The sequence below is a fragment of the Pseudomonas fluorescens genome (genome assembly GCF_902497775.2).
Classification (GTDB): domain Bacteria; phylum Pseudomonadota; class Gammaproteobacteria; order Pseudomonadales; family Pseudomonadaceae; genus Aquipseudomonas; species Aquipseudomonas putida_F.
The window spans coordinates 1,660,877-1,674,848 of the sequence record NZ_OZ024668.1; the positions used below are offsets into that span (position 1 = coordinate 1,660,877).

The following is a 13,972-nucleotide window of genomic DNA, read 5'->3' on the forward strand; positions in this document are numbered from 1 at the left end:
GCCTCACGGAACGAGCCGATGCCCCTGCACATTCGCCCTGCCACGCCCGCCGACGCCAGCGCCATCAGTGCGGTGATCATCCAGTCCTTGCAGCAGACCAACGCCGCCGATTATTCAGCGGTGCTGATCGCCCAGGTCGAGCAGAGCTTTACTCCAGAACGAATAGTGGCCTTGCTGGAACAGCGTCAGGTACTGGTGGCGCTGCTCGACCAACAACTGGTTGGCACGGCCAGCCTGCAGGGCAATGTGGTGCGCAGCGTGTTTGTGACGCCCGTGTTGCAGGGCATAGGCGTGGGCCGCGCGCTGATGTTTGCGATTGAGGATTTGGCCCGGCAAGCAGGCCAGACACTGCTGCGGGTGCCGTCATCGATAACTGCAGAGGCGTTCTATGCCCGGCTCGGCTACGCCAAGCTCCGTGAGGTGCTGGAGGGGGAGGAGCGGATCATTGTCATGGAGCGGAATGTGGCGCGCTGATGTGATGGTTGAATAAACACGCCTTGCCCACATCGGGCAGGACGCTGGGTCGTTGTCGTTGAATATAATTTGACATATTTGATTTGTGATCACATATTCTGGTCACAAGAACGACAACACAGGCTTCCCCCATGACCGATCGTCCCGTCCTGTTGCCGGCCCTGCGTCAGGTGTCCCGCGATACCCTGCAAGACCAGGTCTACCGGCAAATCCGCGAAGCGCTGATGAGCGGGCGCTTTCAGCCCGGGCAGAAGCTGACCATCCGAGGCCTGGCCGAAGCGCTGGGCTCCAGCCCCATGCCGGTACGCGAAGCGCTGCAGCGCCTGAGCGCCGAGAACGCTTTTGAAGTCACCGAAACCTCGCGCTTGCGAGTACGGGTGATGACCACCGAGCGTCTGCGCGAAATCCGCGATGCCCGGGTCGCCCTCGAAGGCCTGTTGGCCGAGAAGGCCGTGGCCCATCTCAGCGACGCCGATCTGGCCGAAATCACCGACCTCTGCGTACAGATGCAAGCCGCCGCCGACAAGGTCGACGTGCCGGCTTACCTGTGGGGCAACTTCGCCTTTCACCGGCGCATCTATGCCGTGGCCCAGGCCGAACTGACGGTCGCTGCGGTAGAGAATTTCTGGCTGCACATGGGCCCGTGTTTTGCCCTGGTCGCCCCGGACAAGGCCCACCTGCAGCGCTCGATGCAAGCGCACGACCGCATCGTCGCCGCCCTGGCCGACCGTGATGCGGCGGCGGCGCGGGCAGCGGTGACCGACGACATCATGCAGGCCGCCGATTCCCTGGCGCGTCTGCTGGTCAACAACGACCGCGCGCGGTCTGTTTCAGGAGTGAAAAAAGCATGAGCGTTCTCAAGCGTCTGACGCCGTACCCGGGCCTGCGGGTATTGATCTCCGGCGGCGCCGCCGGTATCGGTGAAGTGCTGGCGGCGGCTTATATCGAAGCCGGTGCCCGGGTGCATGTCTGCGATGTCAGCGAAGCGGCCCTGGCGGCGTTTCGCGACCGCTACCCGGACAGCGTCGCCACCCGCGCCGACGTCGGCGACGCGGCGCAGGTAGAGGCGGTGTTCAAGGTCCAGCGCGAGCAGTTCGGCGGCCTTGATGTGCTGGTCAACAATGCCGGCATCGCCGGGCCCACCGCCGGAATCGATGCCATCAGCGACGACGACTGGCAGCGCACCATCGACATCAACCTCACCGCGCAATACCGCTTCGCCCACCATGCGGTGCCGCTGCTCAAGGACTCGCCCAACGCCCACCTGCTGCACATCGCCTCGGTGGCCGGGCGCCTCGGTTACGCCTGGCGCACGCCTTATGCGGCGACCAAGTGGGCCATTGTCGGCCTGATGAAATCCCTGGCCTCGGAACTTGGCGAAAGCGATATCCGCGTCAACGCCTTGCTGCCCGGCATCGTCGAGGGTCCGCGCATGGACGGGGTAATTCGCGCCCGTGCTGCGCAAGTGGGTGTCTGCGAGGCGGTGATGCGCGAGGAGTACCTGAAGAAGATTTCCCTCAAACGCATGGTCACGGCCGAAGATGTCGCCGCCACGGCCTTGTTCCTCTGTTCACCGGCCGCCCGCAACATCACCGGCCAAGCCATCAGCGTCGATGGCAACGTCGAATACCTCTGAGCAACACCCGCGCTTTTACCGCACTGCTTTCTCGCCAAGAATAAAAACGGAGAACACGCATGTCCAAGAAACGCCCGGTCATCATCACCTGCGCCGTCACCGGTGCCATCCATACGCCGTCGATGTCGCCACACCTGCCGATCACCCCGCAGGAAATCGCCGACGCTGCCATTGGCGCCGCCCAGGCGGGTGCTTCTATCGTCCACCTGCACGCCCGTGACCCGTTCGACGGCAAGCCCAGCCAGGACGTCGAGCTGTTTCGCCAGTTCTTGCCGCAAATCAAGGCGCAAAGCGATGTGGTGATCAACCTCACCACCGGCGGTGCACCGACCATGGGCGTTGAAGAGCGCCTGCAGCCGGTGGCCCAGCTCAAACCAGAGTTGGCCTCGTTGAACATGGGCTCGATGAACTTTGGCCTGTACGAAATGCTTGAGCGCTTTACCGAGTTCAAGCACGACTGGGAGCGGCCGTACCTGGAAGAGAGCGACGATCGGATCTTTCGCAACACCTTTCGCGACATCACCTACATCCTCAACGCCTGCGCCGAGAATCGCACGCGCTTCGAGATTGAGTGCTACGACATCGGCCACCTGTACACCGCCGCGCATTTCCTCCAGCGCGGGCTGCTCAAGGCGCCGCTGTTCATCCAGTCGGTGTTTGGCCTGCGGGGCGGCATCGGTGGCCACCCCGAGGACCTGGCGCACATGCGCCGCACCGCCGACCGCCTGTTTGGCGACAACTACGAGTGGTCGATCCTCGGCGCCGGGCGCAACCAGATCCCCCTGGGCACCATGGGCCTGGCCATGGGCAGCAACGTGCGCGTGGGCCTTGAGGATTCGCTGTGGGATGGCCCGGGCAAGCTGGCGGCGTCCAATGCCGATCAGGTCAAGCGCATCCGTACGGTGATCGAAGCCCTCGGCGGGCGCGTCGCCCGCCCCGATGAGGCCAGGGAAATGCTCAGCCTCAAAGGCCGCTACGCAGTCGACTTCTAGCTTGCCTGCATGCTCCGGCCAGCGTTGGCCGGGGCGTTCCCACCGCTGACGTCACACTAGAGATTCGCGCCATGACAATTACAAGATCGCCCGAAGAACTGACTGTGCCCCGTGATCCTGCAACCCTCAACCGGTTGCTGTTCGTCAAACTCATGCCGTTGCTGATTGCCGCCTATGTGCTGAGCTTTCTCGACCGTACCAACATCGCCCTGGCCAAGCATCAACTGGATGTCGACCTGGGTATTTCCGCGGCCGCCTACGGATTGGGCGCCGGATTGTTTTTCCTCACCTATGCGCTGTCGGAAGTGCCCAGCAACCTGATCATGCACAAGGTCGGCGCGCGCTTCTGGATCGCCCGGATCATGGTGACCTGGGGCCTGATTTCTGCGGCCATGGCTTTCGTCCAGGGCGAGACTTCGTTCTACGTGCTGCGCCTGTTGCTGGGCATCGCCGAGGCCGGCTTGTTCCCCGGGGTGATGCTCTACCTGACCTACTGGTTCGGCCGCGAACAACGCGCCCGCGCTACCGGCTACTTCCTGCTCGGGGTGTGTTTTGCCAATATCATCGGCGGGCCGTTGGGCGCGGCGCTGATGCAGATGGACGGCCTGATGGGCTGGCATGGCTGGCAGTGGATGTTCATGCTCGAAGGCTTGCCGGCGGTGTTCTTCGCCTACGTGGTGTGGAAGAAACTGCCCGACCGGCCAAGCAAGGCGCCGTGGTTGACCCGTGCCGAAGCCGAGCAGATCGAACGCCAGTTGGCCAGCGAAGCCGAGGAGGGCGCAGGCCACAGCGGGCACTCGCTCAAGCAGTGCCTGACACCGCAGATCCTGTTGGCGATCTTTGTCTACTTCTGCCACCAGATCACGCTCTACACTGTGATCTTTTTTCTGCCGGGGATCATTGGCAAATATGGCGACCTGAGTGTGCTGCAGATCGGTTTTCTCACGTCCTTGCCGTGGCTGGCGGCGGCAGCAGGCGCGATCCTCTTGCCGCGGTTTGCCAGCACGGCGCAGCGGGCGCGGCGGATCCTGGTGACTGGCCTGCTGACCATGGCGTTGGGCCTGGCTATCGCTTCCCAGGCGGGGCCGGTGATCAGTTTGCTGGGCTTTTGCCTGTCGGCGGTGATGTTCTTTGTCGTCCAGTCGATCATCTTCCTGTACCCGGCCTCGCGTCTCAAAGGTGCGGCGCTGGCCGGCGGCTTGGGCTTCGTCAACTCCTGCGGGTTGCTGGGCGGCTTCTTCGGGCCGTCGCTGATGGGCATGATCGAGCAGAGCACCGGCAATGCCGTGAACGGTCTTAAGTTCATTGCCGTAGTGCTGGTGGTGGCTGCGTTGGCGGCGCTGCGTTTGCGCCAGGGGCATGAGCGTAAAAGCACGAAGGGGGGAGCGCTCAGCAACGCGCAGCGGCAATCTGCCTGAGGTTTTCACAGATACATTTGTGGGCTGGCTTGCCAGCGATGAGGCCAGTGCAGTCAGCACATGAAGTGTTGACTGGATTACGACCGCTGCGCGCTCGATCGCGGGCAAGACCCGCTCCCACAGGATTGGCGCGGTACCTGTAGGAGCGGGCTGGACCCGCGATGAGGCCATCCCAGACAACATACCACTTGACAGCCCACCCCCATCTCGTTTTCAATCCGCCCCCTTCAGATCCACCCCTCATTATTTAGGTGAAGCCAGTGCCCCACGCCAACCAACACGCCTGATGCCGACGACGGACGTTTAAGCCTGTTGGTGCCTGCCTGCGCACGCACTTTCACCTGCCCGCTGTCGTCGGTTTTCCCAATCTTGGAGAAGACCCATGACACTCGATATCCGCGAGCTCGCGCAGCTCGACCTGTACAAATACCCGCGCACCCCACACCTGCAAAGTTCTCGCCTGCAAGCTGGCGACAGCGACCATGATCAGTTGGCCTATAGCCGTCTGAATGGCCAGTACCTGGTGGTCGAGGAAAAGCTCGACGGCGCCAATGCCGCGATCAGCTTTTCCGCCGCCGGCGAGCTGTTGTTGCAGTCCCGTGGCCATTACCTGGCCGGTGGCAGCCGCGAGCGTCAGTTCAGCCAGTTCAAGCAATGGGCGGCCTGTCACGAAGACTGGCTGCTCGAACACCTGGAAGACCGCTACGTCATGTTCGGCGAGGTAATGAGCAAGCGCCACAGCGTGTTCTACGACCAGCTGCCGCACCTGTTCTTCGAGTTCGATATCTGGGACCGCGAGGCCCAGGTGTTCCTCTCCACCGCACGGCGCCAGCAACTGCTCGCGGGCGGTCCGGTGCTGTCGGTGCCGGTGCTGTTCGAAGGCATCGCACCGCCACGGCTGAAGGACCTGCTGGCCCTGGTCGGCCATTCGCAGGCCAAGTCGCGACGCTGGCAGGAGGCCTTCGCCGAAGTCATCGCCCGTCAGCAACTGGACTTTGCCAAGGCCTGGAACCAGGGCGACCGCTCCGATCTGATGGAGGGCCTGTACCTGAAAATCGAAACCGCCGAGCACACCACCGGGCGGATCAAATGGGTGCGCCACGACTTCGTCCAGGCCATCCTCGAAGCCGATGAGCACCACTTGCGCCAGCCGTACATCCCCAACCTGCTGGCCGCCGGTGTCGACCTGTATGCGCCCGAGCCCCAGGTCACCTGGGCCAGCCTGCAGGCCGCCGAACAAGGAGTTGAATGATATGGACATGAACACATTGCAAGGGCTGATGCCCAGCCCCGGCCGCGCGGTCGACTACCCGGCGCTGCTGGAGGCGATCCCGTCGCTGCGCGCCTTGGCGGCGACTATCCAGGACCCGGTCTACCACCAGGAAGGCGACGTCTGGACCCACACCATGATGGTGGTCGATGCCTTGCTCGCCGACCCGGTGTACCAACGCGCCAACCCCGAGCAGCAGTTCGTGCTGTTCTACGCCGCAGTCTTGCACGACATCGCCAAACCATCGTGCACGGTGATCGATGAAATCACCGGCAAGGTCGGCCAGCCCGGCCATTCACGCCGCGGCGCGGTGGATGCACGCATCCTGTTGTGGCAGGCCGGGGTGCCGTTTGACCTGCGGGAAACCATCTGCCGGATCATCAACGTGCACCAGTTGCCGTTCTTTGCCTTGGCAGGGGACAAGAGCGGGCGTTCGGCCGAGCAGATTCTCCATCGCCTGTCGTGGGAGTTGCCGGTGTGGATGCTCTGCGCAGTGGCCAGCGCCGACATGCAGGGCCGCGGCTTTGCCGGCAAGCAGGGTGTACTCGACGACATCGAAGTGTTCCGCCTGCTGGCCGAAGACGAGGGCTGCCTGGATCAACCCAAGGCCTTCGCCGACGACTACACCCGGCGCAGTTACTTTCGCGGTGCCTCGGTGCTGCCGCAGTACAGCCTGTACCGCGAGGTGCAGGGCTCGCAGGTGATCATGCTGGCGGGGCTGCCGGCCAGCGGCAAGGACACCTGGGTCAGCCAGCACGCAGCGGATCTGGCCGTGGTGTCGTTCGACGATGCCCGCCAGGAGCTTGGCCTGAGCCATGGCGACAAAGGCCCGGTGGCGCAGTACGCGATCGACAAGGCCAAGACCTTGCTGCGCCGCCGCGAACCGTTCGTGTGGAACAGCACGCACCTGTCGCAGCAGATGCGCAAGAAGACCCTCGACCTGCTCTACAGCTACGACGCCGACGTGCAACTGGTGTACCTGGAGCAGAGCGAGCGCGAGCTGATGCGCCGCAACGCCCGCCGGGACACCACGCTGCGCAACAAGGACATCGAACGCATGTATTTTCGCTGGGAAGTGCCGACGCCGGTGGAGGCGGATCGGGTCGAGTATGAGGTGTGAGGCCATGCGGGTTATGTGGGGCAGCAGGCAGCCATCCATGACCCTTCAGGGCATGCCGCTGATCTGTTTCAGGTACTGGACTCTGGCTTGTGTCTGCTTCAACAGGCAATGGGTATGGATGGTGGCGTAGCCGCTGCCGCCAACCGACTCATACGTCTCCAATTCACAGCTGGCATCACGAAAGGCAATCCAAGTGCGCTGGGCTTTTTTCAGCGCCACGTCCTGGGTCGGGCGCCCGGGTGACGCGCCCTCGTCCTTGAAGCGTGTAACCAGCTCCTGATAGAGCTGATTCAATTGCCGATCGGATTTTTTCAGCGAGCGCTGCATGCATTCGAGCATCTGCACTTCGGTGTTGGCGCCGGGGCACAGGCTGCTTGCCTGGACCGGGGTGGCCAGCGCCAGCAGCACGCCGAAGCCTGCGTAAATCAAGCGATACATGGGGCGTCCTTGCGTTGAAGTTTTTTAGTTTATTGGTGTTGCGGCCAGGCGTCGCCAATCACCAGCCAGCAAGCCTTGGACTGCACATGCACATGTTTTTGGCGGGCAGGCTCGAACGGCGTATCCAGGGTGCCGAGCGCCACGCTGACCCAGCCCGGATAATCGCCACTGGCATTGGCCCAGAACAGGCTCGCGCCGCAGCTTGAACAAAAGCTGCGGCTGACCGATGGCGATGACTTGAACACCCGCAACACCTCCTGCGGATCGCTGCAGCTCAAGGCCTCAGCCGGCACGCTGGCGTATGTTGCAAAAGCTGCGCCATGGGCTTTGCGGCACTGGCTGCAGTGGCAGTGGGTGACGGCTTTTAGCGGGGTGTTGATGTGGTAGCTGACGGCGCCGCACAGGCAGCTGCCGTGAAAGTCGCTGGTCATCCCGAAATCCTTGGCGGGCAAATTTGCCAGGGATCATACACGGGCTATTCAGCCTAGTTTAGCGGCGGTTCTTCGATGATCTGGATATCGACAGCGAACCATTGACCTTGTGGCCCTTGCACAAGCTCGTAACTCACTACCTGGCCCTCGTGCAGGACCAGCCCGTCAGGCATTGCGGACCCGATCTGAAAAAAGACATCGTCCTCGCGGAAGGTAGGGATGGAAACGCTCAGTTCACTTTCGGTCGAGCCAGCAGGGGGACGAGGAATTCTGCCCATGAGCGTTTCTCCTGGTGCGTTAAACAGCAAGGAATTACCTGGTTTTTACTCCGGTCGAACTTGGGCGGCCTGCAAACCTTTCTGGCCTTTTTCGGCGACAAAGGAGACTTTTTGCCCTTCTTTCAGTGATTTGAATCCGTCACTTTCGATGGCCTTGAAGTGCACGAACAAATCATCGCCACCTCCGTCTGGGGTAATGAAGCCGAAGCCTTTCTCATCATTGAACCATTTCACCGTACCGTTCAGTCTGTTGCTCATTGCGCCAACCCTCGAGTCTTGCAGCTTTGCATGGAAATTGCTGTTGCCTGAAGAAAGTAGGCCTGTGCCGGCAAACGCACAACTGGTAAAAATGCCAGGTCTGAAGAAAGGAATACCTAGATGCGTGAACGAAAATCAGCCCGCCTATTAGTCATCAGCCCCTCGCGACGCGTGTTGCTGTTCCGCTTCGTCCATCGCCACGGCGCGCTGGCCGGTGACGACTATTGGGCAACACCGGGTGGCGGGGTGGAGGAGGGTGAAACCTTCGAGCAAGCTGCGATTCGCGAGCTGCGCGAAGAAACCGGCATCCAGGTCGACGCCGTGGGCGCCCACTTGAGCGAGCGCCGCTTTGCCATGCAGTTGCCCAGCGGCGAGTGGGTCACTTCGGTTGAGCAGTACTACCTGATCCAGGCGCAAAACCAGCAACTGTGCCGCCAGGGCTGGACGTCTTCGGAAGTCGAAGTGATGGCCGATCATCGCTGGTGGTCGGCCGAGGAACTGCGCCAAACCAGCGACACGGTGTGGCCGGAGCGGCTGATTGAAACCCTCGAATCAGCCGGTGTGTTCAGCGCCGCGCCAGCGCATGGCTGACGCACTGCTCGTAGTAGGTCTGCTTGATGGCTGCAGGCTTGAGGCGTGACTGGCTGTTGTAGGTCTGTTCGGTGATGCCCATGGCGGTCATGCGCATCCACGGCTTGCTGAATTTACGCACCTGCAGGCGTTTGCGTGCGGCGTACAGGGTCACTCCGGAGAGCTTCGATTGCTGCGCACCGGCGGCGATGTCCGAACCCCAACTGCACATGTAGCGGTCGTTGCTGCCCAGGGCCTTGGCCTGGGCAGCGAGCGGGAGGGCGACCAGAAAAAACGCTGCCAGGGTTAATCCATAAGCCCGCATAGCACCTACCTAACTTGCTGAAAAGAAAGCGAGTTTGCCAACGAAGCGGCTAGCAGGGGGCCAGCAATTTGCCTTATTTGCGCCTGAATTTCACAGCAGTTGCGCTTGTGGCTGGCGGCCCAGCAGAAGGCTTTCTGCGGCAACGACGAAGCTGCTGCCCAGCAGCCAGAAGGCATCGTGAACCTGGCTCATGAGATAGCAGGCGCCCTGGCTGTCGACAAACAGCGCGCCATGGCCGTGGTGGACATCGCCGATGCACACCAGGGTGGTGTTGAGCTTGTGTTGCATCCTCACGATGACGTTGTCGCTGTGCAGGGCGGGCTTGGCCCTGAACTCGATATCGCCGGCGGCGCATTCTTCACCGGCGCCACAGTGGCCGACGCACAGGCCGTTGAACGTCGTGAGCAGGGCGTTGGCGGGGTGGCCGCCGGGCACGCTATCTGCCTCTAGGGCAATAACCTGGGCAGGCCAGCCGGCAGCCACGAACAAGGGGCGGATGGTCTCGGGAAGTTCCATGGGCATAGCGGTTCACCAGCGGCAAACGCCCAGTATCGGCAAGCCAGTGGCCATCAAGCAAGGGTGTAAACGCGATGGTGGGCGCTCATCCATGAGCAGGGTATTCAGTTGAGGTCCTTGCCGGCGGTTTCCGGAGCCAGCTTGAGGCCGATCAGCGACAGCAGGATGGCGGCGAATATGTACCAGGCCGGAGCATTCGGGCTGCCGGTCAGGCTGACCAGGCCGGCGGCGAAGAACTGCGCAAAGCCACCGAACAAGGCCACGCCGATACAGTAGGCCAGGGACATGCCGCTGGCGCGGATTTGCGTCGGGAACAGCTCGGGCAGGATCGTCAGGTTTGGCACGATGGTGTAGGTCAGCGGGATGCTCAGCAGGGTGACCACGCAGAGCAGCACGCTGATGCTCGGGTGCTGGTTGATGATCAGGAACGCTGGGTAGATCGCTATCAGCAGGATCGGTAGTGGCCAGAAGATCGCCTTGCGCCGGCCAATGCGGTCGCTCAGGCGCCCGGCATGGGCCGACAGCAACAATGGCGGCAGGCATGCGCAGAGCGCCGCCCAGGTGCCCGCGCTCAGCGGCATGCCGAGCACGCCAATGGCATGGTTGGCCAGGTAGAACTGGATGGTGTAGATCGGCACCGTGGCGCCGATCACAAGCAGTACACCGGCAAGCATCTGCCGCGGGTGCTGGAGCAACAGGGTCAGTTGGCCGGCCCGCGACAGCGGTGGGCGGTTGCGCAATGACTGGCGATGGCTGACGGTTTCTTCCAGTCTATGGCGGATGTACTCACTGACCGGAATGGCCAGCACGCCCATGGCGAAAATCAGCCGCCAGCCCCAACTGTCCATGGCCTCGGGGCTGAGCAGGGCGCTCAGGCCCGTCACCATCAGCGCGCCGATGCAGATCCCCAGGCTCTGGCTGAAGGTCTGCCAGCTGCAGTAGTAGCCGCGTGAATGCTTGTCGGCGTACTCCATCAGCAGGGTGGTCGACGTGCCAATCTGCCCACCGACGGCAAAGCCCTGCAGCAGCCGGGCGGCAATCACGATGGCCGGGCCGAGCAGGCCGGCCTGGGCGTAAGTGGGGGCGAGGGTGAACAGCAGCGAACCGATCGCCATCAACCATAAGGTCAGGCGCATGGCGGCCTTGCGCCCGACCCGGTCGGCATACATGCCGATCACCATGCCGCCCAGCGGGCGCATGATGAAGCCGGTGCCGAACACCGCCAGCGACAGCATCAACGGGATCAGCGGGTGGTCGCCAAAGGGGAAGAACAGCCTGGCCATCAGCGTCGCGAGCATGCTGTAGACCAGAAAATCGTAGAACTCCAGGGCATTGCCCAGGCAGATGGCGGCGATGGCCCGGCGGTTTACCGGTCGGGCTTGAGTGCTGCCGAGGTCGAATGTTGTTGTTTTTGTTGTCATGGTCGTAAATCTCTCGGGAGGGGCGAGTCAGGCCAGAAAACGCTGGGCCAGCCGCACCCAGAAGGTCGCCCCGAGGGGCAGGGCCTGGTCGTTGAAGTCGTAGCCGGGGTTGTGCACCTCGCAGCCACCGGCGCCGTCGCCGTTGCCGATCAACAGGTAGCAGCCGGGCACCTGTTCCAGCCAATAGGCAAAGTCGTCGCTGGCGCAAATGGGTTTCTGCCCGAGTGCCAGGCCGTCCTCACCCAGCCAGTCGCGTACAACCTGCTCTGCCAGTCGGGCGGCCGCCAGGTCATTGACCAGCACCGGGTAGCCGGCGCCGAATGTCACCTCGGCGCGGGCGCCGTAGCTGTGTGCATGCCGTTCGGCCAGGGCCTGGATGCGTTGGCGCAACAGGGTGCGTACCTGTGGGTTGAGCGACCTGACGCTCAGGCGCAGCTCGGCCTGCTGCGGGATCACATTGGCGGCGTCACCGGCGAGGAAGGCCCCGATGGTGATGATCGCGGTCTCGCTGGGCGGCACATTGCGCGAAACGATGGTCTGCAGCGCCAGCACCAGCGAGGCGCCGATCACCACCGGGTCGATGCTCTTGTCCGGCATCGCGCCGTGGCCGCCGGTGCCGTGGATGACAATGCTGACGCTGTCGGTAGAGGCCATGCACGGGCCGGCGAGGATGCCGAATTTACCCAGGGCCATGCCCGGGGAGTTGTGCAGGGCGAACAGGGCATCGCAGGGGAACAGGCGAAACACGCCCTCGTCGAGCATGCGCTTGGCGCCGGAGCCACCATGGCCTTCTTCGGCGGGCTGGAAAAACAGCTGCAGGGTGCCGCGCCAGGTGCGTTCGCGGGCAAGCTCGCAGGCGGCGGCCAGGAGCATCGCGGTATGGCCGTCGTGACCGCAGGCGTGCATCTTGCCCGGGGTGGTACTGGCCCAGGGGCGCCCGCTCTGCTCCTGGATCGGCAGCGCGTCCAGCTCGGCGCGCAGGCCGAGCACCGGGCCCGGGCCATTGCGCAAGGTGCCGACCACCGCAGTGCCGGCTAGCTCGGTATTGATTTCGTAGCCCCAGCCGCGCAGGTGCTCGACTACCCGGTCGCGGGTGGCGAACTCCTCGAAACCCAGCTCGGGTTGACGGTGGATGGCCCGACGCAATTCGATCATGGCGGGGGTGATGGCTTGGATGCCGGGAGCAATACAGCTGTTGTGCATGGTGTTATGTCCTGATCTGCAAGGCGGCACTGCGCGGGCCATTGGCGGCCCGGGTCGCGTGGTCTAACCTAGCGCCCGCGGCGGGAGGGCATAAGCTGCAAAAATGTTGTCGTGACGACCCTTGGTGTTCAGGCAGGAGACTCGATTGAAACTGCATCAGTTGCAGGCCTTGATTGCGCTGGCCGACAGTGGCGGTATTCGTTCGGCGGCGCGCGCCTTGAACCTGTCCCAGGCGGCGGTGACCCGCGCGTTGCGCGAGCTGGAACAAGAGCAGGGCCTGCCGCTGCTTTCCCGCCATGCCGGTGGCGCACGGCTGACCTCGGCCGGGCAGACCTTGTTGCCCCATGCCCGGCAGATCGCCAGCCAGTTGGAGAACGCCCAGCGCGACATGGCCAGCCTGCGCGGCGAGGCCCCGAGCCGATTGTGCGTGGGTGTCACCCCGTGGTTCGGGCAGACCTTGTTGGCCGCTGCGGTGCAGGCGTTTCGCCGGCAGATGCCGGCGGTGCAGCTGGAGTTGTACGAGGGTTTGCAGGCGGTCAGCCTGGCGCTGTTGCGCAACGGCCAGATGCAATTTGCCTTGGGCCCGGCAGGTGCCTTGCCCAGTCAGGAGTTCAGCCATGAACCGCTGGCGCGTTATCGCATGCGAGTGCTGGCCCACATCGAGCATCCGCAGCAGGCTGCGCATTCACTTGAGCAATTGCTGGAGCACGACTGGGTGATGAATTTCACCCAGGCCAGCCAGGCCCAGGTCCTGCAGCAGCTGTTTGGCCGGCATGGGTACAGTGTCGCGCCGGGGCGTATTGTCTGCGCCCAGTCCAGCGCCATGCTCAGCAGCCTGATCATCGATGCCGGCATGCTGGGCTATTCGCCGGAACCGATGCTGTTGTGTGAGCCATTGCGTGACAAGGCGCGGGCGCTGGTGCTGGATGAGGCCCTGGAGGAGGGCGACATCAGCGTGATTCGCCTGCGCGACCAGGCTCTGGACCCGGCCGCGCGCTGTTTTGTCCAGTGCTTGCAACAGGCGCTGAAGGCCTGTGCGCGGTCGGCCAATGCCGATGATCGACGCCTGGCGGATATGTTGCGACTACAATTCTGACGGCCAGCGAAGCGCTGGCGAAATCAGGCTTGACCTCTACTTAGGTCGAGGTTTGATACTCGCCGCTCCAACCATTCGGAGCAGCACCATGACCGCAGCTTTCCACCTGTCCAACCCCGAAGGCCTCTACGACCCCAGTGGCAACGCCTACTCCCATGTTGCCGAAGTCGCCGCCAATGCCCGGCTGCTGTACATCGCCGGCCAGGGCGGGGAAGACCTCGAGGGCCGGCTGCCGAGCGATTTTGCCGAACAGGCGCGCCAGGCCCTGGCCAACCTGCAGATCGCCCTGGCATCCAAAGGCGCCACCCTGGCCGATGTGTTCAAGCTGACCCTGCTGATCGTCGACCATGATGAAGCCAGGTTGCGTATTTGGGGCGCCGAAGCCCAGCGTGCCTGGGGCGCCAACATGACTCCGACTTGCACGTTGATCCCGGTGCCGCGCTTGGCCCTGGATGGCATGCAGATCGAAATAGACGCAGTCGCTGCGCTGCTGGGCAGGTAAGGCGTTTTAGCGATGGCATTGGCC

Annotated in this window: 18 protein-coding genes; 10 read left to right on the forward strand and 8 right to left on the reverse strand. The window is 63.2% G+C overall.

What is annotated here, in order from left to right:
* The first annotated feature begins 18 nt into the window (after positions 1 to 18).
* The 7 genes from F8N82_RS07690 (at position 19) to F8N82_RS07720 (ending at position 6,910) form a co-directional block, all read left to right on the forward strand.
* The gene (locus tag F8N82_RS07690) at positions 19 to 474 is read left to right on the forward strand and encodes a GNAT family N-acetyltransferase (RefSeq protein ID WP_038994660.1); all 456 of its coding nucleotides are present in this window, start codon (positions 19 to 21) and stop codon (positions 472 to 474) included.
* Positions 475 to 605: 131 nt separating this feature from the next.
* On the forward strand, positions 606 to 1,325 hold the full coding sequence (locus F8N82_RS07695) for a GntR family transcriptional regulator (protein ID WP_038994661.1): 720 nt from the start codon (positions 606 to 608) through the stop codon (positions 1,323 to 1,325).
* Positions 1,322 to 2,110 carry an SDR family oxidoreductase gene (locus tag F8N82_RS07700; RefSeq protein WP_038994662.1) on the forward strand — a complete coding sequence of 263 codons (789 nt, stop codon included), beginning with the start codon at positions 1,322 to 1,324 and terminating at the stop codon, positions 2,108 to 2,110. Before F8N82_RS07695 ends, F8N82_RS07700 begins: the two co-directional genes overlap by 4 nt.
* A gap of 59 nt (positions 2,111 to 2,169) precedes the next feature.
* The gene (locus tag F8N82_RS07705) at positions 2,170 to 3,102 is read left to right on the forward strand and encodes a 3-keto-5-aminohexanoate cleavage protein (protein WP_038994663.1); all 933 of its coding nucleotides are present in this window, start codon (positions 2,170 to 2,172) and stop codon (positions 3,100 to 3,102) included.
* 71 nt (positions 3,103 to 3,173) lie between these two features.
* Positions 3,174 to 4,520 (forward strand): MFS transporter, encoded by a 1,347-nt coding sequence (locus tag F8N82_RS07710; protein WP_052251425.1) that lies wholly within the window; start codon positions 3,174 to 3,176, stop codon positions 4,518 to 4,520.
* 382 nt (positions 4,521 to 4,902) lie between these two features.
* Positions 4,903 to 5,772 carry an RNA ligase family protein gene (locus F8N82_RS07715; protein WP_038994664.1) on the forward strand — a complete coding sequence of 290 codons (870 nt, stop codon included), beginning with the start codon at positions 4,903 to 4,905 and terminating at the stop codon, positions 5,770 to 5,772.
* A 1-nt stretch (position 5,773) separates the two neighbouring features.
* Positions 5,774 to 6,910 (forward strand): AAA family ATPase, encoded by a 1,137-nt coding sequence (locus F8N82_RS07720; protein WP_038994665.1) that lies wholly within the window; start codon positions 5,774 to 5,776, stop codon positions 6,908 to 6,910.
* A 45-nt stretch (positions 6,911 to 6,955) separates the two neighbouring features.
* Here F8N82_RS07720 and F8N82_RS07725 read toward each other — a convergent pair whose 3' ends face one another.
* Genes F8N82_RS07725 through F8N82_RS07740 form a run of 4 tightly spaced genes read right to left on the reverse strand, consistent with a single transcriptional unit; the run spans position 6,956 to position 8,315 of the window.
* The gene (locus F8N82_RS07725) at positions 6,956 to 7,348 is read right to left on the reverse strand and encodes a lysozyme inhibitor LprI family protein (RefSeq protein WP_038994666.1); all 393 of its coding nucleotides are present in this window, start codon (positions 7,346 to 7,348) and stop codon (positions 6,956 to 6,958) included.
* A gap of 29 nt (positions 7,349 to 7,377) precedes the next feature.
* On the reverse strand, positions 7,378 to 7,779 hold the full coding sequence (locus F8N82_RS07730; protein WP_038994667.1) for a GFA family protein: 402 nt from the start codon (positions 7,777 to 7,779) through the stop codon (positions 7,378 to 7,380).
* 53 nt (positions 7,780 to 7,832) lie between these two features.
* Entirely contained in the window at positions 7,833 to 8,057 is a 225-nt protein-coding gene (locus F8N82_RS07735; protein ID WP_038994668.1) for a hypothetical protein, read from the reverse strand.
* Positions 8,058 to 8,102: 45 nt separating this feature from the next.
* Positions 8,103 to 8,315: a cold-shock protein gene (locus F8N82_RS07740; protein ID WP_038994669.1), complete on the reverse strand. Its 213-nt coding sequence runs from the start codon at positions 8,313 to 8,315 to the stop codon at positions 8,103 to 8,105.
* Positions 8,316 to 8,435: 120 nt separating this feature from the next.
* Between F8N82_RS07740 and F8N82_RS07745 the strand changes: the two genes are divergently transcribed.
* Positions 8,436 to 8,906, forward strand: a complete 471-nt coding sequence (locus F8N82_RS07745; RefSeq protein WP_038994670.1) for an NUDIX hydrolase — start codon at positions 8,436 to 8,438, stop codon at positions 8,904 to 8,906.
* Here F8N82_RS07745 and F8N82_RS07750 read toward each other — a convergent pair.
* From F8N82_RS07750 to F8N82_RS07765, 4 genes are all read right to left on the reverse strand, one after another.
* On the reverse strand, positions 8,881 to 9,210 hold the full coding sequence (locus F8N82_RS07750; protein WP_038994671.1) for a hypothetical protein: 330 nt from the start codon (positions 9,208 to 9,210) through the stop codon (positions 8,881 to 8,883). The two genes, F8N82_RS07745 and F8N82_RS07750, sit on opposite strands and share 26 nt — an antisense overlap.
* A 90-nt stretch (positions 9,211 to 9,300) precedes the next feature.
* The gene (locus F8N82_RS07755; RefSeq protein WP_038994672.1) at positions 9,301 to 9,732 is read right to left on the reverse strand and encodes an SUKH-3 domain-containing protein; all 432 of its coding nucleotides are present in this window, start codon (positions 9,730 to 9,732) and stop codon (positions 9,301 to 9,303) included.
* Positions 9,733 to 9,830: 98 nt separating this feature from the next.
* Complete coding sequence (locus F8N82_RS07760; protein WP_038994673.1) at positions 9,831 to 11,147, reverse strand: MFS transporter; 1,317 nt, start codon at positions 11,145 to 11,147, stop codon at positions 9,831 to 9,833.
* Between the two features lie 27 nt (positions 11,148 to 11,174).
* Positions 11,175 to 12,350 carry a M20 aminoacylase family protein gene (locus F8N82_RS07765; RefSeq protein ID WP_038994674.1) on the reverse strand — a complete coding sequence of 392 codons (1,176 nt, stop codon included), beginning with the start codon at positions 12,348 to 12,350 and terminating at the stop codon, positions 11,175 to 11,177.
* A gap of 145 nt (positions 12,351 to 12,495) precedes the next feature.
* Here F8N82_RS07765 and F8N82_RS07770 point away from each other — a divergent pair, with 145 nt between their 5' ends.
* The gene (locus F8N82_RS07770) at positions 12,496 to 13,446 is read left to right on the forward strand and encodes a LysR family transcriptional regulator (protein ID WP_038994675.1); all 951 of its coding nucleotides are present in this window, start codon (positions 12,496 to 12,498) and stop codon (positions 13,444 to 13,446) included.
* An 88-nt stretch (positions 13,447 to 13,534) separates the two neighbouring features.
* The gene (locus F8N82_RS07775) at positions 13,535 to 13,948 is read left to right on the forward strand and encodes a RidA family protein (RefSeq protein WP_038994676.1); all 414 of its coding nucleotides are present in this window, start codon (positions 13,535 to 13,537) and stop codon (positions 13,946 to 13,948) included.
* The last annotated feature ends 24 nt before the right edge of the window (positions 13,949 to 13,972 follow it).

What these genes read in the sequence shown, in the direction of transcription:
- F8N82_RS07690 (WP_038994660.1), top strand. Translation starts at nt 19, where the DNA reads ATGCCCCTGCACATTCGCCCTGCCACGCCCGCCGACGCCAGCGCCATC.
- F8N82_RS07695 (WP_038994661.1), top strand. Translation starts at nt 606, where the DNA reads ATGACCGATCGTCCCGTCCTGTTGCCGGCCCTGCGTCAGGTGTCCCGC.
- F8N82_RS07700 (WP_038994662.1), top strand. Translation starts at nt 1,322, where the DNA reads ATGAGCGTTCTCAAGCGTCTGACGCCGTACCCGGGCCTGCGGGTATTG.
- F8N82_RS07705 (WP_038994663.1), top strand. Translation starts at nt 2,170, where the DNA reads ATGTCCAAGAAACGCCCGGTCATCATCACCTGCGCCGTCACCGGTGCC.
- F8N82_RS07710 (WP_052251425.1), top strand. Translation starts at nt 3,174, where the DNA reads ATGACAATTACAAGATCGCCCGAAGAACTGACTGTGCCCCGTGATCCT.
- F8N82_RS07715 (WP_038994664.1), top strand. Translation starts at nt 4,903, where the DNA reads ATGACACTCGATATCCGCGAGCTCGCGCAGCTCGACCTGTACAAATAC.
- F8N82_RS07720 (WP_038994665.1), top strand. Translation starts at nt 5,774, where the DNA reads ATGGACATGAACACATTGCAAGGGCTGATGCCCAGCCCCGGCCGCGCG.
- F8N82_RS07725 (WP_038994666.1), bottom strand. Translation starts at nt 7,348, where the DNA reads ATGTATCGCTTGATTTACGCAGGCTTCGGCGTGCTGCTGGCGCTGGCC.
- F8N82_RS07730 (WP_038994667.1), bottom strand. Translation starts at nt 7,779, where the DNA reads ATGACCAGCGACTTTCACGGCAGCTGCCTGTGCGGCGCCGTCAGCTAC.
- F8N82_RS07735 (WP_038994668.1), bottom strand. Translation starts at nt 8,057, where the DNA reads ATGGGCAGAATTCCTCGTCCCCCTGCTGGCTCGACCGAAAGTGAACTG.
- F8N82_RS07740 (WP_038994669.1), bottom strand. Translation starts at nt 8,315, where the DNA reads ATGAGCAACAGACTGAACGGTACGGTGAAATGGTTCAATGATGAGAAA.
- F8N82_RS07745 (WP_038994670.1), top strand. Translation starts at nt 8,436, where the DNA reads ATGCGTGAACGAAAATCAGCCCGCCTATTAGTCATCAGCCCCTCGCGA.
- F8N82_RS07750 (WP_038994671.1), bottom strand. Translation starts at nt 9,210, where the DNA reads ATGCGGGCTTATGGATTAACCCTGGCAGCGTTTTTTCTGGTCGCCCTC.
- F8N82_RS07755 (WP_038994672.1), bottom strand. Translation starts at nt 9,732, where the DNA reads ATGCCCATGGAACTTCCCGAGACCATCCGCCCCTTGTTCGTGGCTGCC.
- F8N82_RS07760 (WP_038994673.1), bottom strand. Translation starts at nt 11,147, where the DNA reads ATGACAACAAAAACAACAACATTCGACCTCGGCAGCACTCAAGCCCGA.
- F8N82_RS07765 (WP_038994674.1), bottom strand. Translation starts at nt 12,350, where the DNA reads ATGCACAACAGCTGTATTGCTCCCGGCATCCAAGCCATCACCCCCGCC.
- F8N82_RS07775 (WP_038994676.1), top strand. Translation starts at nt 13,535, where the DNA reads ATGACCGCAGCTTTCCACCTGTCCAACCCCGAAGGCCTCTACGACCCC.